The sequence below is a fragment of the Roseomonas genomospecies 6 genome (assembly GCF_008365375.1).
Classification (GTDB): domain Bacteria; phylum Pseudomonadota; class Alphaproteobacteria; order Azospirillales; family Azospirillaceae; genus Azospirillum.
Map to the genome: position 1 here is coordinate 79,531 of NZ_QOKW01000017.1, position 21,319 is coordinate 100,849.

At 68.8% G+C, this 21,319-nt stretch carries 21 protein-coding genes; 12 read left to right on the top strand and 9 right to left on the bottom strand.

The annotated features are described in order from the left end of the window. Window positions 1–18 precede the first annotated feature (18 nt). Window positions 19–219, top strand: a complete 201-nt coding sequence (locus DS843_RS20180; protein WP_149470627.1) for a heavy-metal-associated domain-containing protein — start codon at window positions 19–21, stop codon at window positions 217–219. An 80-nt stretch (window positions 220–299) separates the two neighbouring features. Here the strand turns inward: DS843_RS20180 and DS843_RS20185 are convergent, their stop codons facing one another. The 4 genes from DS843_RS20185 to DS843_RS20200 form a co-directional block, all read right to left on the bottom strand. After that, a complete protein-coding gene (locus DS843_RS20185; RefSeq protein WP_149470628.1) occupies window positions 300–1,028 on the bottom strand; it encodes a T3SS effector IpaJ family cysteine protease in 729 nt (242 codons plus the stop codon). Window positions 1,029–1,163: 135 nt separating this feature from the next. Further along, entirely contained in the window at window positions 1,164–1,967 is an 804-nt protein-coding gene (locus tag DS843_RS20190; RefSeq protein WP_149470629.1) for a hypothetical protein, read from the bottom strand. Between the two features lie 7 nt (window positions 1,968–1,974). Beyond that, window positions 1,975–3,486: an anthranilate synthase component I gene (gene trpE, locus DS843_RS20195; protein WP_149470630.1), complete on the bottom strand. Its 1,512-nt coding sequence runs from the start codon at window positions 3,484–3,486 to the stop codon at window positions 1,975–1,977. 36 nt (window positions 3,487–3,522) lie between these two features. Then, window positions 3,523–5,409, bottom strand: a complete 1,887-nt coding sequence (locus DS843_RS20200) for a SurA N-terminal domain-containing protein (protein ID WP_149470631.1) — start codon at window positions 5,407–5,409, stop codon at window positions 3,523–3,525. 240 nt (window positions 5,410–5,649) lie between these two features. Between DS843_RS20200 and tpiA the strand changes: the two genes are divergently transcribed. From tpiA to DS843_RS20230, 6 genes are all read left to right on the top strand, one after another. Continuing rightward, the gene (gene tpiA / locus DS843_RS20205; RefSeq protein ID WP_149470632.1) at window positions 5,650–6,405 is read left to right on the top strand and encodes a triose-phosphate isomerase; all 756 of its coding nucleotides are present in this window, start codon (window positions 5,650–5,652) and stop codon (window positions 6,403–6,405) included. Between the two features lie 128 nt (window positions 6,406–6,533). Beyond that, window positions 6,534–6,857: a preprotein translocase subunit SecG gene (secG, locus tag DS843_RS20210; protein ID WP_149470633.1), complete on the top strand. Its 324-nt coding sequence runs from the start codon at window positions 6,534–6,536 to the stop codon at window positions 6,855–6,857. Window positions 6,858–7,015: 158 nt separating this feature from the next. Continuing rightward, the gene (locus DS843_RS20215) at window positions 7,016–8,644 is read left to right on the top strand and encodes a CTP synthase (RefSeq protein ID WP_149470634.1); all 1,629 of its coding nucleotides are present in this window, start codon (window positions 7,016–7,018) and stop codon (window positions 8,642–8,644) included. A 141-nt stretch (window positions 8,645–8,785) separates the two neighbouring features. Next, window positions 8,786–9,484: a dienelactone hydrolase family protein gene (locus DS843_RS20220; RefSeq protein ID WP_149470635.1), complete on the top strand. Its 699-nt coding sequence runs from the start codon at window positions 8,786–8,788 to the stop codon at window positions 9,482–9,484. A 103-nt stretch (window positions 9,485–9,587) separates the two neighbouring features. Then, window positions 9,588–10,415: a 3-deoxy-8-phosphooctulonate synthase gene (gene kdsA / locus DS843_RS20225; RefSeq protein WP_149470636.1), complete on the top strand. Its 828-nt coding sequence runs from the start codon at window positions 9,588–9,590 to the stop codon at window positions 10,413–10,415. Between the two features lie 107 nt (window positions 10,416–10,522). Then, window positions 10,523–10,966: a ComEA family DNA-binding protein gene (locus tag DS843_RS20230; RefSeq protein ID WP_149470637.1), complete on the top strand. Its 444-nt coding sequence runs from the start codon at window positions 10,523–10,525 to the stop codon at window positions 10,964–10,966. Window positions 10,967–11,004: 38 nt separating this feature from the next. On the opposite strand, the gene pqqE is transcribed toward DS843_RS20230, so the two are convergent. The 5 genes from pqqE to pqqA form a co-directional block, all read right to left on the bottom strand. Next, window positions 11,005–12,111 (bottom strand): pyrroloquinoline quinone biosynthesis protein PqqE, encoded by a 1,107-nt coding sequence (pqqE, locus tag DS843_RS20235; protein ID WP_149470638.1) that lies wholly within the window; start codon window positions 12,109–12,111, stop codon window positions 11,005–11,007. Further along, entirely contained in the window at window positions 12,108–12,395 is a 288-nt protein-coding gene (gene pqqD, locus DS843_RS20240) for a pyrroloquinoline quinone biosynthesis peptide chaperone PqqD (protein WP_149470639.1), read from the bottom strand. Before pqqD ends, pqqE begins: the two co-directional genes overlap by 4 nt. Further along, entirely contained in the window at window positions 12,392–13,168 is a 777-nt protein-coding gene (pqqC, locus tag DS843_RS20245; protein WP_149470640.1) for a pyrroloquinoline-quinone synthase PqqC, read from the bottom strand. Before pqqC ends, pqqD begins: the two co-directional genes overlap by 4 nt. After that, window positions 13,165–14,094 carry a pyrroloquinoline quinone biosynthesis protein PqqB gene (pqqB, locus tag DS843_RS20250; protein ID WP_149470641.1) on the bottom strand — a complete coding sequence of 310 codons (930 nt, stop codon included), beginning with the start codon at window positions 14,092–14,094 and terminating at the stop codon, window positions 13,165–13,167. The genes pqqC and pqqB overlap by 4 nt, the downstream gene beginning before the upstream one ends. A gap of 68 nt (window positions 14,095–14,162) precedes the next feature. Beyond that, window positions 14,163–14,243, bottom strand: a complete 81-nt coding sequence (pqqA, locus tag DS843_RS32060) for a pyrroloquinoline quinone precursor peptide PqqA (protein ID WP_014240199.1) — start codon at window positions 14,241–14,243, stop codon at window positions 14,163–14,165. Between the two features lie 307 nt (window positions 14,244–14,550). Between pqqA and eno the strand changes: the two genes are divergently transcribed. The 5 genes from eno (at window position 14,551) to DS843_RS20280 (ending at window position 21,315) form a co-directional block, all read left to right on the top strand. Beyond that, on the top strand, window positions 14,551–15,828 hold the full coding sequence (eno, locus tag DS843_RS20260; RefSeq protein WP_149470642.1) for a phosphopyruvate hydratase: 1,278 nt from the start codon (window positions 14,551–14,553) through the stop codon (window positions 15,826–15,828). 245 nt (window positions 15,829–16,073) lie between these two features. Continuing rightward, window positions 16,074–16,982 carry a tol-pal system protein YbgF gene (gene ybgF, locus DS843_RS20265; protein ID WP_149470643.1) on the top strand — a complete coding sequence of 303 codons (909 nt, stop codon included), beginning with the start codon at window positions 16,074–16,076 and terminating at the stop codon, window positions 16,980–16,982. 8 nt (window positions 16,983–16,990) lie between these two features. Continuing rightward, a complete protein-coding gene (gene tilS / locus DS843_RS20270; protein ID WP_286192206.1) occupies window positions 16,991–18,337 on the top strand; it encodes a tRNA lysidine(34) synthetase TilS in 1,347 nt (448 codons plus the stop codon). A gap of 84 nt (window positions 18,338–18,421) precedes the next feature. Further along, the gene (gene ftsH, locus DS843_RS20275) at window positions 18,422–20,359 is read left to right on the top strand and encodes an ATP-dependent zinc metalloprotease FtsH (protein ID WP_149470644.1); all 1,938 of its coding nucleotides are present in this window, start codon (window positions 18,422–18,424) and stop codon (window positions 20,357–20,359) included. Window positions 20,360–20,523: 164 nt separating this feature from the next. After that, a complete protein-coding gene (locus DS843_RS20280) occupies window positions 20,524–21,315 on the top strand; it encodes a rhomboid family intramembrane serine protease (protein WP_286192207.1) in 792 nt (263 codons plus the stop codon). Window positions 21,316–21,319 lie beyond the last annotated feature (4 nt).

Here is a 21,319-nt window from a genome sequence, read left to right on the forward strand (position 1 = left end):
CTGTTCGAGGAGATGTCCATGGCTGACACCTACAAGGTCGGCGGCATGACCTGCGGCGGCTGCGCCCGTTCCGTCACCAATGCCATCGCAAAGCTGGCGCCGGACGCCGCCGTGACGGTGGACCTCGCCGCCGGCACCGTGGCGGTGGAGGGGGCCGCCGAGGAGGCGGTGAAGAAGGCGGTGGAGGGCGCCGGATTCGATTTCGGCGGCCCGGCCTGAAGGGCGGCCCGGCCTGAGGGGGCGAGCCAGGGGGCGGTCGGGCCTGGACCGGACGGTTCACGCCCAACCGGTTGAAGAACCTAACTCAGGACGATCCAGATTCCGGTGAAGACATAGTTTCCGCCGGTCATCGCGCCACCGAGGGTGATGGTCCAGGTGTTGTCGAGGTTGCCGGTGCCGGGATCATAGAAGCCGTTCGCGCCACGCGTCAGCCAATGCATGGCACCGTTCCTCACCACGCAGAGCAGGTGCACTTCATTCGGCTGCGGGTCGGCATAATCCACGCCGGTGATCGTACCGTTGCCTCCGGGGGCGTTGACCGTGGCGCTCAGCATGCAGCGGCGCACCTCGTCGGTGAAGGCGCCGAGAAGCCCGCTCGTGATCTGCTGGGACATGCTCGCCGGCTGCCCGCCTGCTAAGGCCGCGGCCGTCGCCTGTACGGCATTGGCGATGGTGTTGACGGTGACCGTCAGCCCGAACTGCCTGGCGACGTAGGCGATGGAGGACGGCGAATTCTGCAGATCGGGACCATCCTCGTAGGTGACGGTCATCCCGTTCGCCAATGTCCCGATGATTTCGAGATCGCCCGTGATCTTGTAGATCTTCCTCGCCAGAATGTGATCGGTCTCGGTGCCGTCGATGGTGATGGATGGCGTCAGGATTCTCGTCCTGGGGGTGCTGTGATAAAGCGTAATGGGATAAGCAACGTTGGCCACGGACGGAATGGCCCTCAGCGCGGCCGTCAGTGCATAGGCGCCGCACGCGTTGCTTCCGAAAGGCTGCGCCGCGTTGAAATTGAGATTGGGCATCGACTTGATCCTTCTGTCGGCTCGAACTCTGTCCCGAGGACGGTCCGACGAGGACATTCGTGAATAGGCGGGCGTGATGTGCCGGGCGTGATGTGCCAAGCGTGATGCGGAAGTCGCTGGGTTCGTTTCCGGCGGTCAGGCCGTCCGGGGACGGCGCAGCCGCCAGACCAGCAGGACGCCCGCCCAGGACAGCGACACCATCAGGGCGACGCTCAGCGCCACGGTGCGTCCGGCGGGCTCGGCGAGCAGATGGGCGGTGATCAGCGCCAGGGCGAGGCCGGGGTTGGTCAGAAGCGCGCTGCGCATCGCCGCGGCCACCACGGCGCCGCCCAGCCGCGGGTGCAGGATCGCGGTCAGGCTGGTCAGCGCGATGGGGAAGACGGCGGCGATTCCCGTGGCCGCCGGCCCGATGCTGTGGCTGAGCGTGGTCACCGTGGCGACCAGAAGGCCGACCAGGGCGGCGCGGGCCGGGATGTCGTACCAGCGTGAGCGGGCCACCGTCGCCTTGGCTTCTCCGGGGATGGGGCCGGCCACCACCCAGGCCGCCAGCCCGTAGCAGGCGAGCGTCAAAAGCACCGCCAGCGGCAGCGTCCAATCGACGGCTGAGCGAAGGGTCGAGGCCACGGCGATCCAGAAGACCGAACTGACGGCCACCGTCGCCACCATGCCCCAGCGCGGGGCGATCCGCACCAGAAGCGCCAGATAGAGCACGATCGTCGCGTTCCCGACGAGGCCCGACAGGGCGGCGTCGGCGACGAAGCGGTCGCCATGCTCCATGGCGAGCATCACGAAGGCCGGGCCGGTGGAAACGGGCAGGGCGGTGATCATGCCGCCATAGAAGGGGCCGGCCTTCTCCGCCGCCACGGACGCGGCGACGACGACCAGCGCCGCCGCCGCGATCTTCACGAGCAGCGGCAGCAGCAACGCATCGATGGGCATTCGGTCCTTACCGGGCGGAGGTCTCTCGGACGGTCTCTTCCGCGGCGCGGATCAGGGCCATCGACTTGTTCACGGTCTCCTGGTACTCGGCCTCCGGATCGCTGTCGGCAACCACGCCGCCGCCGGCCTGCACATACATCATGCCGTCCTTCAGAACGGCGGTGCGCAGCGCGATGCAGGTGTCCATGGCGCCCGAAGCGCCGAAATAGCCGACGCAGCCGGCGTAGACGCCGCGGCGGGCCTTCTCCAGCTCGTCGATGATCTCCATGGCGCGGACCTTCGGCGCGCCCGACACGGTGCCCGCCGGGAAGCCGGCGACCAGCGCGTCCAGCGCGTCGTGCTTCGGATCGAGGTCGCCCTCGACGTTGGAGACGATGTGCATGACGTGGCTGTACAGCTCCACGATCATCTTCTGCGTCACCCTGACGGTGCCGGTCTTCGCCACGCGGCCCACGTCGTTGCGGCCCAGGTCGAGCAGCATCAGATGCTCGGCCAGTTCCTTGGGATCGCTCAGCAGATCCTCGGCCAGCGCCTGATCCTCCGCCGGGGTGGCGCCGCGCTTGCGGGTGCCGGCGATGGGGCGGACGGTCACCTTTCCGTCGCGCACGCGCACCAGGATCTCCGGGCTGGAGCCGACGACCGACAGCTCCCCGAAGTCGCAATGGAACAGGAAGGGCGACGGGTTCAGGCGGCGCAGGGTGCGGTACAGCGCCAGCGGCGACGGCTTGAAGGGAAAGCGGATGCGCTGGGACGGCACGACCTGAAAGATGTCGCCGGCCCGGATGTACTCCTTCGCCCGTTCCACGATCGCGTGATACTCCTCGCGCGTCGTGTTGGAGGTCCAGGCGAGCGGCAGCCCGTCCTTGGTCCGCGGCTCGCGCCGGTAGGGAAGGGGGCGCTCCAGGTCGGCCACCGCGTCCATCAGCCGCTCGCGCGCGTCGCCGTAAGCGGCGTCGGCGCCGGTTCCCGGCTTCGGCCAGACGGGGGTGACCAGGGTCACCGAATCGGTGTGGCTGTCGAAGATGGCGACGATGCTGGGGCGCGACAGGATCGCGTCGGGGATGCCCAGCTCGTCCGGGTTGTCGTCCGGCAGACGCTCCATCAGCCGGACCATGTCGTAGGTCAGGTAGCCGAACAGGCCGGCGGCCATCGGCGGCAGGGCGTCCGGCAGATCGATCCGGCTTTCCTTGATGAGCGCGCGCAGCGACTCCAGCGGGGCGGCGTCCACCGGCTGGTAGGCGTCGCGGTCGTGCAGGGCGCTGCGGTTCACCTCCGCCCGGTCGCGGCGGCAGCGCCAGACCAGATCGGGCTTGAAGCCGATCACCGAGTAACGGTCGCGTCGCGACCCCGCTCCGCGCTCCGCCGACTCGAACAGGAAGCCGAAGGGGCGCCCGTCGGCCAGCTTCATGTAGGCGGAGACGGGGGTCTCCAGATCGCTGACCAGCGTGGTCCACACCACCTGCGGCTTGCCGGCCTCATAAGCGGTGTGGAAGGCGGCGGATTCCGGCTGAACCTTCACGGGACGGGCCTCGACTGAGTGGGCGACAGGGTGGGGTTAGTTGCCGCTGGCGAAGAACTGGTCGATTCGGTTGCGGTGAACCTCGACCGGGTAGTTGTTGCGCAGCGCGTTGCCGAACTGGGCCATGATGTCGCTTTCCAGACCCTGCGCGACGGTCGTCTCGACCGTCGCCACCGTGGCGTCGCCGGCCGCCGGGTCCGCCGGGATGACCTCCTTCAGGCGGGCGACCACCTGGCTGTCGGCGCCGGCGCCGGTGACGGTCTCGCCGGGCTTCACCTCGAACAGCTTGCGCACCAGCTCTCCCGGCAGGCCCTCGACGGACCGGGCGTCGCGGGTGAAGGGGGTGGTCATGGCGAAGCTGGCGCCGGCCTGCGCGGCGACGTCCTGCGCCGCGGCTTCCGAACCCTGCTTCAGCTTGGCGGCGATGTCCTGCGCCTTCTCGGCGGCCAGCTTGGCGCGCTTGTCGTCCTGCCATCCGGCGATCGCCTGATCGCGCACCTCGGCCAGCGGCTTGGCGGCGGCGGGCGTCACACCGTCCACGCGCACGGCGTAGAAGACGTTGTTGGGGGCTTCCGTCAGGTTCGACGTGGCTCCGGAGGCGAGCTGGAAGGCGGTCTGCACCATGGCGGCGAAGTTCGCGCGGCCCGGCGCGGCGTCCTTGCCGTCCGGCGCCTTGCCGCTGCTGTCCACCGCGGCGACCTTGGCGATCGTCAGCCCCTGGGCCTGGGCGACCTCCTCCAGCGGGGCGCCGCTGGCGAGCTGGTCCTCGACCCGGTTGGCGATGGAGTAGAGCGAATCCATCGCCTTCTCCTTGCGAAGCTCGGCCAGGAGCTGGTCGCGGGCCTCCTCGAAGGTCTTCGTCGCGCCCGGCTGGATGCCGGTGACCGCCAGGACGTGCCAGCCGAGGCCGCTGCGGACCACGTCGCTGACCGCACCCTGGGCGAGGGCGAAGGCGGCGTCGCCGATTTCCGGCAGTTCGTTGCGGGCCACGTTGTCCAGCGTGATGACGTCGATCCCGGCGTCCTTGGCGGCGGCGGTCAGGCCCTTGGACTTGGCGGCCTCGGCGATCTGCCGGGCCTTCGCCTCGTCGTCCGCCAGAGCCATGTCCACGGTGCGGCGCTCCGGCGTGCCGAGTTCATCGGCGCGCTCGTCATAGGCGGCGCGGAGTTCGGCGTCGGGGATCTGGATGTCCTTGGCGATCTCGTCGGCGGAGAGCTGGGCGATGCTGAGCGCGCGGTATTCGGGCGCGGTGAAGCGGACCTGATGGTCCTCGTAATAGCGGGTCAGCTCCGCCTCGTCGGGCACGCCGACGTCGCCGATGGCGGCGTTGGGCAGGGTGATCACCTCGGCCACGCGGCGCTCTCCGCGGAAGCGGTAGAGATCCTGAACCAGCGGCTTCGGCGCGGTGACCCCGGCGCCGACCGCGCCGGCCACCAGCTCGCGCGCGGTCTCGCGGCGCAGGATGGCGACGTAGCCGTCCTCGGTAAGCTGGTTCTCGCGCAGCACGCTGCGGAACCGGGCCGGGTCGAACTGGTTCTGCGCGTTGCGGAAGGCCGGCTCCTCGGCGATGCGCTGGCGCACCACCTCCTGGCCGACCGAGATCCCGGCGTCGCGCGCCGCCTGATCGTAGAGAGCGCGCTGCACCAACGCCGACAGCGACTGGTCGAGAAGGCCGAACTGGCGCGCCTGCTCCGTCGTCAGGTTGCCGCCCAGCATCGGGCGCAGCCGCTCCATCTGGCGGCGGAACTCCTGATCCAGCTCCGCCCGGTCTATCTCCACCTTGCCGACGGAGGCGACGGTGCTGGACATCCCGCCCGTGCGGATCATGTCGCCGATGCCCCAGGCCGCGAAGCTGACGATGAGGAGAACGAACAGGATCTTGACGACCCACGAACCGGCGTAAGTGCGGATGAACTGAAGCATGGGACCCGAATGAGTGCGCGAAGGGCGGCCGTCCGGCCGGGCCGGCATCATAGGCACCCCGCGAAAGCCCGGCAACACCCCATTTCCCCCGCGATTCGCCATCGGAAAGAACCCGTTGGACGGGTGGAAATACCCCGCACTCCTTGCTAGACAGGGGGCGCACTTGGAAAGCGAACACCCGCACCAACGCCTGTATCAACGCCCATACCAAACGAACGAGAGCCGGAGGACGAAAACGCCATGGCCGCACGCCGCAAACTGATTGCCGGGAACTGGAAGATGAACGGGCTGAAGGCCGACGGGCTGTCGCTCGCCTCCGACCTCGCCGGGCGCCTGACGGGGGCGGGGAGCGTCCCCTTCGACATGCTGGTGTGCCCGCCCTTCCCGCTGCTGTTCCCGGTGGGCGACGCCATTTCCGGCAGCCCGCTGGCGCTCGGCGCGCAGGATTGCCACGCCAAGACCTCCGGCGCGCACACCGGTGACGTCAGCCCGGCCATGCTGACCGACGCCGGCTGCCGCTATGTCATCCTCGGCCATTCGGAGCGCCGCGCCGACCACGCCGAATCCGACGCGCAGGTCGCCGCCAAGGCCGCCGCCGCCCACAAGGCGGGCCTGATCGCCATCATCTGCGTCGGCGAGACGGAGGCCCAGCGCGACGCCGGGCAGGCCGACGCCGTCGTCTCCACCCAGCTCAAGGGCTCGATCCCGGAGGGCGCCACGTCGGAGAACACCGTCATCGCCTACGAACCGGTCTGGGCCATCGGCACCGGCAAGACCGCCACTCCCGACGACGTGAAGGCGATGCACGCCCACATCCGGGCGGAGCTGGCCGGCAAGACCGCCGATCCGGACGCGGTGAAGATCCTCTACGGCGGCTCGGTCAAGCCCGGAAACGCGGCGGAACTGATGGCCGTGGAGAACGTCGACGGGGCGCTGGTCGGCGGGGCCGCGCTGAAGGCGGACGATTTCTGGGCCATCGCCACCAGTTGCCGCTAGCATCTGGCGCGGGACCGCGTTAAAAACAGTGGGCGCGCGCCACGGGCCCCTACCAAGGTCCGTGGCGCGCTGTTGGTTTGGGCGGTCCTTTCGGGCCGCCTCGGGAAGGGCTCAAGGGAACGGGTTGCATGGAATCGGTGATTCTGGTCATTCACCTGCTGATCGCTCTGGCGCTCGTCGGGGTCATCCTGATCCAGCGGTCGGAAGGCGGCGGTCTCGGCATCGGCGGCGGAAACATGGGGGGCATGATGACCACCCGCGGCACCGCCAATCTGCTGACGCGGACCACGGGTATTCTTGCGGGCTGCTTCATGGCGACCAGCATGATCCTGGCGATCCTGGCGGGCGCGCACACGCAGCCGGCCTCGATCATCGACAGCATGCCGGCCCAGCCCGCCGCTCCGGCGGCGCCCGCCGCCCCGGCCCAGCCCGCCCCGCCGGTCGCCCAGTAAAAGGCGGCCAGTAGAACGCGGCGCGGCTCCGGCCGGGTCTGACGTGAGGCGGCCTCCCCCGAAGCCGCCTCTTTCTTTTGAGGATCGTCGTCCGGGCAGCGCCCGGGGACGGTCCGAATTCGGGGAACGGATCAGGCTCTGAAGGTCTTCGGACGGACATGACTCGCTACATCTTCATCACCGGTGGCGTCGTTTCCTCGCTGGGCAAAGGTCTGGCGTCGGCGGCGCTCGGAGCGCTTCTCCAGGCGCGCGGCTACAAGGTGCGGCTCCGCAAGCTGGACCCGTACCTCAACGTGGACCCCGGCACGATGAGCCCGTATCAGCACGGCGAGGTCTATGTGACCGACGACGGCGCTGAGACCGACCTCGACCTCGGCCATTACGAGCGCTTCACCGGCGTGGCCGCGCGCCGTGGCGACAACATCACCACGGGCCGCATCTACTCGAACGTGATCGCCAAGGAGCGGCGCGGCGACTATCTGGGCGCGACCGTGCAGGTGATCCCGCACGTCACCGACCAGATCAAGGACTTCATCGGCGCCGACACGACCGACGAGGACTTCATCCTCTGCGAGATCGGCGGCACGGTGGGCGACATCGAGTCGACCCCCTTCCTGGAGGCCATCCGCCAGTTCGGCAACGAGGTCGGTCCGGAGAACGCCCTGTTCATCCACCTGACCCTTCTGCCCTACATCCCCACGGCGGGCGAGCTGAAGACCAAGCCGACGCAGCATTCCGTGAAGGAACTGCTGGGCATGGGCATCCAGGCCAACATCCTGCTCTGCCGCGCCGACCGCCCGATTCCGGACAACGAGCGCCGGAAGATCGCGCTGTTCTGCAACATCCGGCCCGAGCGCGTGATCGCCGCCCTGGACGTCGATTCGATCTATCAGGTGCCGGTCAGCTACCACGAGGAAGGCTTCGACACCCAGGTCCTGGCCTATTTCGGCCTGCCGACCGAGGGCAAGCCGGACCTGTCGCGCTGGACCAGCATCGTGGAGCGCGTGCGCAAGCCGCAGGGCGAGGTGACCATCGCCGTCGTCGGCAAGTACACCAGCCTGCTCGACAGCTACAAATCGCTGGCCGAGGCGCTGACCCACGGTGGCATCGCCAACAACGTGAAGGTCAAGCTGGACTGGATCGACTCGGAGATCTTCGAGGACGACAGCGCCGTCCAGCGGCTGGAGAACGTCCACGGCATCCTGGTGCCGGGCGGCTTCGGTTCGCGCGGCACGGAGGGCAAGATCCGCGCCGCCCAGTTCGCCCGCGAACGCAAGGTGCCGTACTTCGGCATCTGCTTCGGCATGCAGATGGCGGTGATCGAATCGGCCCGCAACATGGCCGGCATCGTCGACGCCGGCTCGACCGAGCTGGGCAAGCCCGGCAACCCGGTGGTCGGCCTGATGACCGAATGGATGCGCGGCAACAGCCTGGAGAAGCGCACGGAGGGCACCGACCTCGGCGGCACCATGCGGCTGGGCACCTACCCGGCGAAGCTGGTCCCCGGCAGCAAGGTGGCGGAGATCTACGGCACCACCGACATCACCGAGCGTCACCGCCACCGTTACGAGGTGAACGTCTACTACAAGGACCGCCTGGAGAAGGTCGGCCTGCTGTTCTCCGGCCTGTCGCCGGACGGCGAGCTGCCCGAGATCGTCGAGATTCCGGACCATCCCTGGTTCATCGGCGTGCAGTTCCACCCGGAACTGAAGTCCAAGCCCTTCGACCCGCACCCGCTCTTCACCTCCTTCATCAAGGCGGCGATCGAGCAGAGCCGGCTGGTCTGAATCGTCCGTATGGGGGAGGCGCTTCCTCCCCCGCGCGTTCCGGTTCCGGGTTTCCGATGGGTATAGTGAAAGCGGCGGCCGAGCCAACGGCCGCCGCTTTTGCGTTGCGGGCCAGGAAAGAACCAAGGGGCTGGAGACACCATGACCGACATCAGCATTCCCGCCGGCGACGGCGGCAGCTTTACCGCCTATGTGGCCAAGCCGGCGGGCGGCGGACCGGCGCCGGGACTCGTCGTCATCCAGGAAATCTTCGGGGTCAATCAGGTCATGCGCGACCTGTGCGATGGCTTCGCCGCCCAGGGCTGGCTGGCCGTCTGCCCGGACCTGTTCTGGCGGCAGGAGCCGGGCGTCCAACTGACCGACAAGACGCAGGAGGAGTGGAACCGCGCCTTCGCGCTGATGAACGGTCTGGACCAGGGCAAGGCGGTCGATGACCTCAAGTCCACTCTGGCGTGGCTGCGCGGGAACCCGGATTGCACGGGCAAGGTGGGATCGGTCGGCTACTGCCTTGGCGGGCGGCTGGCCTTCATGATGGCGGCGCGCTCCGATTCCGACGCCAACGTCAGCTATTACGGCGTCGGGCTGGACGGGCTGACCGGTGAAGCGCCGAACATCACCAAGCCGCTGCTGATGCACATCGCCGAGAAGGACCAGTTCGTCCCGGCGGAGGCGCGGGAGAAGGTGCTGGCCGCGGTGAAGGGCAACCCGAACGTCACCGCCCACGTCTATCCCGGCATGGACCACGCCTTCGCCCGCGAGGGCGGCGCCCATTTCGACGCGCAGGCGGCGGACCTCGCCAATGGACGCACGGCTGCCTTCTTCAAGCAGCATCTGGGTTGACGCCATTCCGGTTGACCGGGATCGCCGATATCTGGGAAGGAAAGGGCAGCGCGAGGGGGGCATCGGTCCGCGTCCCCTCGCATTGCTTTTTGGAGAGCACCGGATGACCACCGCCAAAACCGTCCAGATCGGCAACCTGACCGTCGCCAACGACCGGCCCTTCACCCTGATCGCCGGCCCGTGCCAGATGGAAAGCCGCGATCACGCGCTGGAGACGGCGGCGGCTCTGGTGGAGATGACCGGCGCGTTGGGCATCGGGCTGATCTACAAGTCCTCCTTCGACAAGGCCAACCGGACCTCCATCAGCACGGCCCGCGGCCTCGGCATGGACAAGGCGCTGCCGATCTTCGCGGAGATCAAGGAGCGGTTCGGCTGCCCGGTCATCACCGACGTGCACGAGGCCGACCAGTGCGCCCCGGTGGCGGAGGTGATGGACGTCCTCCAGATCCCGGCCTTCCTGTGCCGCCAGACCGACCTGCTGGTCGCCGCCGCCAAGACGGGGCGGGCGGTCAACGTGAAGAAGGGCCAGTTCCTCGCCCCCTGGGACATGAAGAACGTCGCGGCGAAGCTCGTGGCCTCGGGCAACGACAAGGTGCTGCTGTGCGAGCGCGGCGCCAGCTTCGGCTACAACACGTTGGTGTCGGACATGCGCGCCCTGCCGATCATGGCGGAGACGGGCTTCCCGGTCGTCTTCGACGCGACCCATTCCGTGCAGCAGCCGGGCGGGCAGGGCACCACCTCCGGCGGGCAGCGCGAGTTCGTTCCGGTGCTGGCCCGCGCCGCCATCGCCGTGGGCGTCGCCGCCGTCTTCATGGAAACCCACGAGAATCCGGATTGCGCCCCCAGCGACGGCCCCAACATGGTCCCGCTGAAGGAGATGCCGGCCCTTCTGGCGCGGCTCCAGGCCTTCGACCGTCTGGCGAAGGGCTGACGAAGGGACAGGTCCGGGAACGGCGTGCCGGTTCCGGCGTTGCCTCAGGCACCGTGGGCGCCGCGCTTCCGGTGGAGCGCCCGCGGGTTGAGCCATGGAGCAACGCCATGAAGCCGATCCGCCTGTGCGCCATCGCCGCCATCGCCAGCGTTGGTGCGATGATCGCCGTTCCCGCTTTCGCGCAAGCGACCGCGCCGTCCTCATCCACCCATTCGACCGCGCCCATGCCGCAGGCCAAGCCGGCCATGCCGCCGGGCCACAGCGGCACCACCACGGCCCCGCCGATGGGCAGCGGGTCGTCGTCCACGGGGGCGGCGAAGGCCAAGGTCATCGACCTCAACACCGCCGGCAAGGACGAGCTGCAGACCCTTCCGGGAATCGGGGAGGCGCGGTCGGACGCCATCGTGAAGAACCGCCCCTACCGCTCGAAGGATGAGCTGGTCAGCAAGAAGATCGTCCCGCAGACCGTCTACGACGACATCAAGGGCCGCATCGCCGCGGTCGGCGGCTCCAAGACCAGCGCGTCGGCGGGGACCGCACCGAAGAAGTGAGCTGGTCCCCTCTCTCCTTTGAGAGGGCTGCGACGGTTCTACAGGCTGAAGCTCCGGTAGGTGATCGGCGCTTCAGCCGTGCCGCCGTCCTCCGCGGTGATCCCGGCGAGCCGCCCGTGATGCTCGGACCGGTCGCAGACCGGATCGGCGTTGTCGGCGTTTCCGGTCAGCGCCAGCGCCTGGCAGCGGCAGCCGCCCCAGTCGATCTCCTTCTGGTCGCAGCTCCGGCAGGGCTGCGGCATCCAGTCGGTGCCGCGGTAGCGCTGGAAGGCGGCGGAGTTGGCCCAGATGTCGGCCAGCGGGCGTTCCGTCACCCGGTCGAAGGTGAGGCCGGGGATGGTCTCCGCGGCGTGGCAGGGCAGGACCGATCCGCTGGGGGTGACGTTCAGGAACTTGCGGCCCCAGCCGCCCATGCAAGCCTTCGGGCGCTTGGCGTAGTAATCCGGCACCACGTAATCGACGACAAGCCGGCCCTTCAACTCCGGCAGACGGGCGCGCACCCGCTCGTCCATGCGGATCAACTGCTCGCGGCTGGGCATCAGGGCGGCCCGGTTCTTCAGCGCCCAGCCGTAATACTGGACGTTGGCGATCTCGATCCGGCCCGCCTTCAGCTCCAGCGCCATGTCGATGAAATCGTCCACCCGGTCGATGTTGTGGCGCTGCACGATGGCGTTGACGGTCAGCGCCATGCCGGCCTCGGTCACCGCCCGCGCCACCTCCAGCTTCTTCGGCTGGCCGCCGGGGAAGCCGCTGATGACCTCCGCCTTGGCGGGCTGGGTGTCCTGGAAGCCGATCTGCACATGCTGAAGCCCGGCGTCGCGCAGCCGCTCCAGCCGCGCGCGGTCGAGCAGCACCGCGGAGGTGATGAGGTTGGCGTAGAGCCCGGCCCCGGTGGCGTGGGCGATCAGCGTTTCCAGATCCTTGCGGGCGGTCGGCTCGCCGCCGGAGAAATGCACCTGGATGATGCCGAGGTCCGCCGCCTCGTCCAGCACGCGGCACCATGCGGCGGTGTCCAGTTCCCGGCTGGCCGGGTCGAGCGCCAGCGGGTTGGAGCAGTAGGCGCAGCGCAGCGGGCAGCGGTGCGTCAGTTCCGCCAGCAGGGCCAGCGGCGGTTCGAGTCCGGTCGCGGCGCCACAGACGGTCATCGGGTCAGGAACCCCTTCGCGATCATGTCGGCCAGCAGTTCCAGAACGTCGGCGGCGATCTCTTCCCGCGGGGCGTCGAACTGACCGGCCAGCGTTCCGATGGCGGTCCCTATGGTCACCGGGGGCTGGACGGTGGCGGCGCGCACCACCTCCAGCGCCACCTCGTCCAGGATCAGCACGCGCTCCGGCCCCAGAAGCTGCCAATGGCCGCGCACCCGGTCCTGGCGGAGCATGACGCCCGGCGCCAGGCGCACTTGGTCCGCCTCGTTCAAGGCCGCCGTCATCGCGTGTAGACCGTCGGTTCCATGTCCTCCGGCACGAAGGCGCCGGGTGGGATCAGGCCGGGCGAGACATAGGCGTGGTGCAGCGCGTCCAACTGCGCCCACAGAAGCTCCGCCTTGTGGCGCAGCGCGCCGATCACCGCCTGCTGCTGCTCCGCCGTCCGGGCGTTGTCCAGCACGTACTGGAGCCCGAATTCGACGTCGCGGGGCGCCTCGTCCAGCCGCTTGCGGAAGTAGGAGAGGGTGGCGTCGTTGGCGAAGGCGTAATAGGCCTCGAACCCGGCGATGCGCTCGCGGTGGATGGCCGGGGCGAACAGCTCGGTCAGGGAGGAGGCGACGGCCTCCAGCGTGGACCTGCTCGACACGAAATTGACGTAGGAATCCACGGCGTAGCGGGTCGCCGGCAGGATGCCCTTCAGCGAGGTGACGTAATCGCGGTCCAGCCCCAGCCCGTCGGTCAGGCGCAGCCAGCGCTCGATCCCGCCGACCTTGCCTTCCTCGCGCCGTGCGCTCTCGCCGAAGCCGTCATGGTCCAGCACGCGCTGAATCCAGATGCGGCGCAGCGCCGGGTCGTCCATCCGCGCCATCAGCGCCAGATCCTTCTTGGGGATGGAGACCTGATAGTAGAAGCGGTTCAGCGCCCAGGCCTGCACCTGCCCGCGCTTCAGCTTCCCGCCGTGCAGCAGTTTGTGGAAGGGGTGGAGATCGTGGTACTGGCGCTCGCCGATGGCGCGCAGTTCGCTTTCCAATTCCTCGCGCGACAGCAGTCTCGTCATAGGGTGAACTCCATCCCGTCGTAGGCGATCTCCCAACCTTCGGCCTCGGCGGCGGCCCGTTCGGGCGAATCGTCCAGCAGGGCCGGGTTGGTGTTGTTGATGTGGACGAAGACCCTGCGCCGCACGCCCAGCCCCGCGAAGGCGGCGATCGAGCCCTCCGGCCCGGACATCGCCATGTGGCCCATGCGCTGGCCGGTCTTGCTGCCGGTGCCGGCGCGGATCATCTCGTCGTCGGTCCAGGTGGTGCCGTCGAACAGCACCAGAGGCGCTCCGCGCAGCCGGTCGGCCAGCCAGCCGGGCATGGCCGAGCAGCCGGGGATGTAGAAGAATTCCCCGTCGCCGTTGCGGTCGCGGATGCGCAACGCCACCGTGTCCTCCGCCACCGATCCAAAGCCGGCGGCGGACGGGTCCTCCAGATAGAGCGCGACCTTGCCGGGAACGGCGAAAGCTTCGATCTCGAAGGGCAGGGGGGTGCCGGCGGCGTCGGCGGGGACCCAGGGGCGGTCCAGAGCCATGGCCCGGCGCGGCGCCAGTTCCGGGTTGACCACGCGGAAGACGGCGTTCGCCTCCAGCACGCCGTGCACCCGGTCGGTGGCGTAGACGGCCAGCGGCTGGGATTCCCGCAGCGTCAGGAGACCCGCCACATGGTCGATGTCGGCGTTGGTCAGCACCGCCGCCGCGATGGGGCTGTGGCGCAGGCCGGTCTTCGGGTGGAGCGCCGGGTTGTCGCGGATCTGCTGGCCGATGTCCGGCGAGGTGTTCAGCAGCACCCAGCGCCCGTCGCCGCCGCTGACGGCCAGCGACGACTGGGTGCGCGGACGGGCCGCAGGATCGCCGGAGCGGGCGCGGCGGCAGCCGTCGCAATTGCAGTTCCATTGCGGGAAACCGCCGCCTGCGGCGGAGCCAAGGACGAGGATCGTCAGCATGGTGTGCCTTTCCGAGTCAGGCGTCGGTCGTCACGCAATGGAACTCACAGGCTGGTGTCGGCCGGCGCTCAGAGGCGGGCGCAGGCGTAGGCGTTGATTTCGGTGCCGACGGCGATTTCGACGATCTGGGGCTTGCGCCAGGTCTTCATGGTTGGGTCCTCCGCGCTTGATGGGTGGTTGTGGGGTGCTGCCCGCCCGCCGCGGGCGGCCCCGCTAGCGAACGTTAGAACGCTACGGGTACGCGACAAGATGGTCTATGCGACTTTGGAAGCAGGTGCGCTGCACAACCGGATAGGGGGCGGATAGGGCGTTCCGCCTTCGGGGCGCCGTTCCCGGCGATTTTGCGCCCTTGCGGCCTTGCATCCCCCCTCATGCAAAGGCTATCAAGCCCCCGCGCTTCTTTTTCGCCTGGAAAGATTGTCCGGTGCACGCGCGCAACGCGGAGGAAGAACCAACATGAGCGCCATTACCGAAATCCACGCCCGCGAGATCCTCGACAGCCGCGGGAACCCGACCGTCGAGGTGGACGTCCTGCTCGAATCCGGCGCCTTCGGCCGCGCCGCCGTTCCGTCGGGCGCCTCGACCGGCGCGCACGAGGCGGTGGAGCTGCGCGACGGTGACAAGTCCCGCTACGGCGGCAAGGGCGTGCTGAAGGCCGTGGAGTCGGTCAACGGCGAGATCTACGACGCCATCGCCGGTCTGGACGCCTCCAACCAGCGCGCCCTCGACCTCGCGATGATCGAGCTGGACGGCACCCCGAACAAGAGCCGGCTGGGCGCCAACGCCATCCTCGGCGTCTCGCTCGCCGTCGCCAAGGCCTCGGCGGAAGAGGCCGCGCTGCCGCTGTTCCGCTACGTCGGCGGCGCCTTCGCCAACCTGCTGCCGGTGCCGATGATGAACATCATCAACGGCGGCGCCCACGCCGACAACCCGATCGACATCCAGGAGTTCATGATCATGCCGGTCGGCGCCGAGAGCGGCGCCGAGGCCATCCGCATGGGCTCGGAGATCTTCCAGGCGCTCAAGAAGAAGCTCAAGGACGCCGGCCACAACACCAACGTCGGCGACGAGGGCGGCTTCGCCCCCAACCTCGCCTCGACCGAGGACGCGCTGGGCTTCGTGATGAAGGCCATCGAGGCCGCCGGCTACAAGCCGGGCGACGACGTCATGCTGGCCATCGACGCCGCCTCGACCGAGTTCTTCAAGAACGGCAAGTACGAGCTGGCCGGCGAGGGCAAGTCCCTGTCGCCCGAGCAGATGGTGTCCTACTGGGCCGATCTGGTCGGCCGCTACCCGATCATCTCGATCGAGGACGGCATGTCAGAGGATGATTGGGAGGGCTGGAAGGCTCTGACCGACGCCATCGGCAAGAAGGTGCAGCTCGTCGGCGACGATCTGTTCGTGACCAACCCGGCGCGTCTGGCCGACGGCATCAAGAAGGGCGTCGCCAACTCGATCCTGATCAAGGTCAACCAGATCGGCACGCTGTCGGAGACGCTGGAGGCCGTGGACATGGCGCACAAGGCCGGTTACACGGCGGTCATGTCGCACCGCTCCGGCGAGACCGAGGACAGCACCATCGCCGATCTGGCGGTCGCCACCAACTGCGGCCAGATCAAGACCGGCTCGCTGTCGCGCTCCGACCGTCTGGCCAAGTACAACCAGCTCATCCGCATCGAGGAGATGCTCGGCACCGCCTCCCGCTACGCCGGCCGCGGCATCCTGAAGGCGTAACAGCCTTTCGGAGTTTGCTTCGAAAGCCCCTCTCCGGGAAACCGGAGGGGGGCTTTTTCGTATGACCCTTCTATGGCTTGCCCTATGGCTTGCGCCCGGTGCACGGGTGGTTGTCAAATCCCCGCTGGGCAGGGCGCGCACGCTTCTGGTAAACAGCCGCCATAGTTTCGCCCGCTTGGGCCGGCATCCTCGCAACGGCACCTTCATCATGGCGGCATTCACCGCCCGGACAGGACCCTCGACGCATGACCAAAACCACGTCTTTCGCCGCCCTGCTGCTTGGCGGCCTGCTGTGCAGCGGCTCCGTCCTCGCCCAGACGGCGTCGATGCAGGACCGTCTGGCCCGGCTGGAGTCGGGGGTGGAGGCTCTGGGCGGGCGCGTCGAGGTCGCTCAGGCCTATCCCGGTTCCGGCTACGCGCGGGGCCAGACCGCCGAGATCCAGCCCTCGCTGGCCGCGGACTTCGAGGTGCGTCTTCAGAGGCTGGAGCGCGCCATGTCGGAACTGACCGGGCGCTATGAAGAGGCGACCTATCAGGTCTCGCAGTTGAAGGACCGGCTGGAGCGGGTCAACAGCGACATCGACTTCCGCCTGAAGGAATTGGAGAGCAAGGGCGCCGGGGCGGCCACCGATCCGTTCGGCGCCCCGGCGAAGTCCAGCGCCCCCGCGGCGGCCCCGGCGGCCCCCAGCGCCGCCAAGGCGCCCGAGAAGGCCTCCGAGAAGCCGGCGGAGAAGCAGACCGCCGCCCTGGCGCCGCTGCCAGCCAACTCGACCCCGGAAAAGCAGTACGAGCATGCCTTCGAGCTGCTGCGCCAGTCCGACTACGACAAGGCGGAAAGGGCCTTCACGGAGTTCCTGGCGAAGAACAAGAACCACCAGCTTGCCGGCAACGCCCAATACTGGCTGGGCGAGACCTATTACGTCCGCAACAAGTTCCAGGACGCCGCCGTGGCCTTCGCCGAGGGTGTGCAGAAGTATCCGAAGAACAACAAGGCGGCCGACAATCTGCTGAAGCTCGGCATGTCGCTCCAACAGCTCAACCAGAAGAAGGACGCCTGCACGGCCTTCAACCAGTTGATCACCAAGTTCCCGGAGGCGTCGGCCAGCGTGAAGCGCCGCGCCGATACGGAGCGTCGCCGCCTGAACTGCGCCTGACGGGCGCGGTGAGCGCTCCCCTCCCGGCTGAACCCATCTCCCTGACGGAATTCGCCGCCCGCATGGAGCGGTTGGGAGGCTTCGAGGCGCGGCCCCGTCTGGCCGTCGGGGTGTCCGGCGGGGCGGACAGCCTGGGGCTGGCCCTGCTCGCCCAGCGCTGGGCGGCGGCGCGGGGCGGCGCGCTTCTGGCCCTGATCGTGGACCACGGACTGCGCGCGGAGTCGGCGGCGGAGGCCGCAAGGGTCGGCGGCTGGCTCCAGGCGCGCGGCATCCCTCACGCCATATTGCGTTGGGAAGGCGAGAAGCCAGCCACCGGCATCCAGGCCGCGGCCCGCGCGGCGCGGCACCGCCTGCTGGCGGAGCGCTGCCGGGACGAGGGCATCCTCCATCTGGCGCTCGCCCACCACCGCGACGATCAGGCCGAGACGGTGCTGCTGCGCTTCGCCCGCGGCTCCGGCATCGACGGGCTGGCCGGCATGGCTCCGGTGCGCGCGGCGGGGGCGGTCCGGGTGATCCGGCCCCTGCTGGATTTGCCGCGGGACCGGCTGGCGGCGACCTGCCGCGCCTTCGGCCAGGACTGGATCGAGGACCCGTCGAACCGCAACCCTCTGTTCGCCCGCGCCCGCCTGCGCGCGGCGGGTGAGGCGCTGGCCGCCGAGGGGCTGGACCCGCTGCGCCTCGCCGACGTCGCCCGCCGGGCCGCCCGCGCCCGAAACGCGCTGGAATCCGCGACCGCCGCGCTGCTGGCCGAAGCGGCGGAGATCCATCCGGAAGGCTGGCTGCGGTTGGACCCGAAGCCGTTGCTGGAGGCACCCGAGGAGATCGCCCTGCGCGCCCTGGTCCGCTGCATCGCCGCGACCGGGGGCGCCCCCTATCCGCCGAAGGATGAGGCGGCGGAACGCCTGTACGGCGAGATCGGCGGGGGCATGTTCCAGGGACGCACGCTGGGCGGCTGCCGCATCCTGCCGCGCCGGGGGCGGCTGGTGATCGCGCGCGAGCCGGTCGGGGTCACCGAACGCTTGAGCCTTACCCCGGGAGGCGAGGTCTGGTGGGACCGCCGATTCGCCGTGCGGCTGGCGGCGGGGCAGGGCGGCGCGGTCACCGTGGCGAAACTGGGTCGGGACGGCTGGCGGACGGCGCTCGCGGCAGGCCCGGATTCGGGCCGTATCGGCCTGCCGGAACCGGTCCGCGAGACGCTGCCGGCACTGTGGGATGGGAACGGGCTGGCGGCGGTGCCGCATCTGGGCTTTTCGCGGCCCGGATTCACCCTTTCGGCGGTGGCTTTGCACGCTCCCGAGGCGGTGTTGTGCGGCCCAGCTTTTCCGGTTGTTTCGGACCGTGTCGGCATTATTTAATCTGGGAACGTGCCCGTAAGCCCGGGAAGGATGGCTCCGCATCGGCCTACCTTTCCGCGCAGGGTTCGCAGAAAGGCTTTTGACGTGAACAATTTCGGCAAGAATCTCGCGCTCTGGATCATCATCGGGCTGCTGCTGGTGGCCCTGTTCAACCTGTTCCAGAGCTCCTCCACGCGCAGCCCGCAGACGACGGTTCCGTTCAGCGAGCTTCTCGCCGAAGTGGACCGCGGCCAAGTGGCCGACGTCACCATCAAAGGTAGCCAGGTGTCCGGCCATTTCACCGACGGCCGGTCGTTCAGCACCTTCGTCCCGCCCGAAGCCGGGCTGGTCGAGCGTCTGACGCAGAAGAACGTGCGCATCAGCGCCGTTCCGGATGACAGCAACGTGCCGTCGCTGTTCTCCGTCCTGCTGTCCTGGTTCCCGATGCTGCTGCTGATCGGCGTCTGGATCTTCTTCATGCGTCAGATGCAGTCGGGCGGCGGCAAGGCCATGGGCTTTGGCAAGTCCCGCGCGCGCCTGCTGACGGAGAAGGTCGGCCGGGTCACCTTCGACGACGTCGCCGGCATCGACGAGGCCAAGCAGGAACTGGCGGAAATTGTCGAGTTCCTGAAGGACCCGCAGAAGTTCCAGCGTCTGGGCGGCAAGATCCCGAAGGGCGTTCTGCTCGTCGGCCCGCCGGGCACCGGCAAGACCCTGACCGCGCGCGCCGTGGCGGGTGAGGCCAACGTGCCCTTCTTCACCATCTCCGGCTCCGACTTCGTCGAGATGTTCGTGGGTGTCGGCGCCAGCCGCGTCCGCGACATGTTCGAGCAGGGCAAGAAGAACGCTCCTTGCATCATCTTCATCGACGAGATCGACGCCGTGGGCCGCCATCGCGGCGCCGGCCTGGGCGGCGGCAACGACGAGCGCGAGCAGACCCTGAACCAGCTCCTGGTCGAGATGGACGGCTTCGAGGCGAACGAGGGCGTCATCCTCATCGCCGCGACCAACCGTCCGGACGTTCTCGACCCCGCGCTGCTGCGTCCGGGCCGCTTCGACCGTCAGGTCGTCGTTCCGAACCCGGACGTGCTGGGCCGCGAGAAGATCCTGAAGGTCCACATGCGCAAGGTGCCGCTGGCTCCGGACGTGGACGCCAAGGTCATCGCGCGCGGCACCCCCGGCTTCTCGGGCGCCGATCTCGCCAACCTCGTGAACGAGGCCGCCCTGCTGGCCGCCCGCATCGGCAAGCGCGTCGTCGGCATGGCCGAGTTCGAGGCCGCCAAGGACAAGGTCATGATGGGTGCGGAACGCCGCTCCATGGTCATGACCGAGGACGAGAAGAAGCTGACCGCCTATCACGAGGCCGGCCACGCCATCGTCGCCATCCACCAGCCGGACAGCGATCCCGTCCACAAGGCCACCATCATCCCGCGCGGCCGCGCGCTGGGCATGGTGATGCGCCTGCCGGAGGGCGACCGCATCTCGCTGTCCCAGGCCAAGTTGCTGGCCGACCTGCGCGTCGCCATGGGCGGCCGCATCGCGGAGGAGCTGATCTTCGGCCGTGAGCGGGTCACCACCGGCGCCTCGGGCGACATCAAGATGGCGACCGACATGTCGCGCCGCATGGTCACCGAGTGGGGTATGAGCGACAAGCTGGGGCCGCTGCTGTACGGCGAGCCGACGCAGGAGGTCTTCCTCGGCCACTCCGTCACCCAGCACAAGAACATGTCCGACGCCACCGCCCGCACCGTGGACGAGGAAATCCGCCGGATCGTGGACGAAGCCTATGGTGAAGCCCGCCGCATCCTGACGGAGAACATCGACCAGCTCCACACCATCGCCAAGGGCCTGCTGGAATACGAGACCCTGAGCGGCGAGGACATCGCCCGTCTGTTGCGCGGCGAACCGCTGATCCGCAACGACGAGCGGGAAGGCTTCTCCCCGGCCCCGCCGAAGCAGCCGACCCCGACCTCGGGCCGCCGCCCCTCGGTGCCGACCACCAAGGAGAGCGGCGGGATGGACCCGGAACCCCAGGGGACCTGATCCATCGCACCTCCAGAACGCAGAACCGGCGCCCCGCAACGGGCGCCGGTTTTTCTTTGCGGTGCGTATGTCTGGGCGATGCGTATGCTTGTCGCGCGGCTTGGCGGAACCGACCGGCGGGGCCATCGTACTGAAGAGGGCTGACCCAACCGAAAGCGGCGCCGATGCTGTTCCTTCCCATCTACGACGACAACCCGACGCGGCGGACGCCGGTCGTCACCATGGCGCTGATCGCGCTGTGCGTGATGGTGTTCCTGTGGCAGCTCTCGCTGGGCGCGCGGGGCGGAAACCTCGCCGTCTATTCCTTCGGCCTCGTCCCGGCGGTGCTGTTCGGCCACGCCGAGTTGCCGGAGCCGCTGCGGGTGATTCCGCCCTGGATGTCGGTCGTCACTTCCATGTTCATGCATGGCGGCTTCCTGCACCTCGCCGGCAACATGCTGTACCTCTGGATCTTCGGCAACAACGTCGAGGACAGCATGGGAAGGGGCCGCTTCGTGGTCTTCTACCTGCTGTGCGGAACGGCGGCGGCGATGGCCCAGAGCTTTGCCGCTCCAGCCTCGGAGATCCCGATGGTCGGGGCGAGCGGGGCCATCGGCGGGGTGCTCGGCGCCTATCTGGTGCTGCATCCGCGGGCGAACGTCGGCGTCTTCTTCTGGTTCATCATCATCGTTCGGGTCATCAGCGTGCCGGCGGTGCTGGTGCTGGGCTTCTGGTTCGCCGGCCAGATCCTGAGCGGTGTCACCACCCCGACCTCCGACGACAGCGGCGGGGTGGCCTTCTGGGCGCACGTCGGCGGCTTCCTCGCGGGGGCGGCTCTGATCCCCTTCTTCAAGCGGCCGGAGGTGCGCTTGCTGCAGCCGGCGCACAGCCGTTCCTTCGAGGTCGTTCCGCCGGGAGCCCCGCTGCGCCGCGGCAGCGTGCCGGACGCGGGCGACCGCAACCGCCCCTTCCGCTGAACGA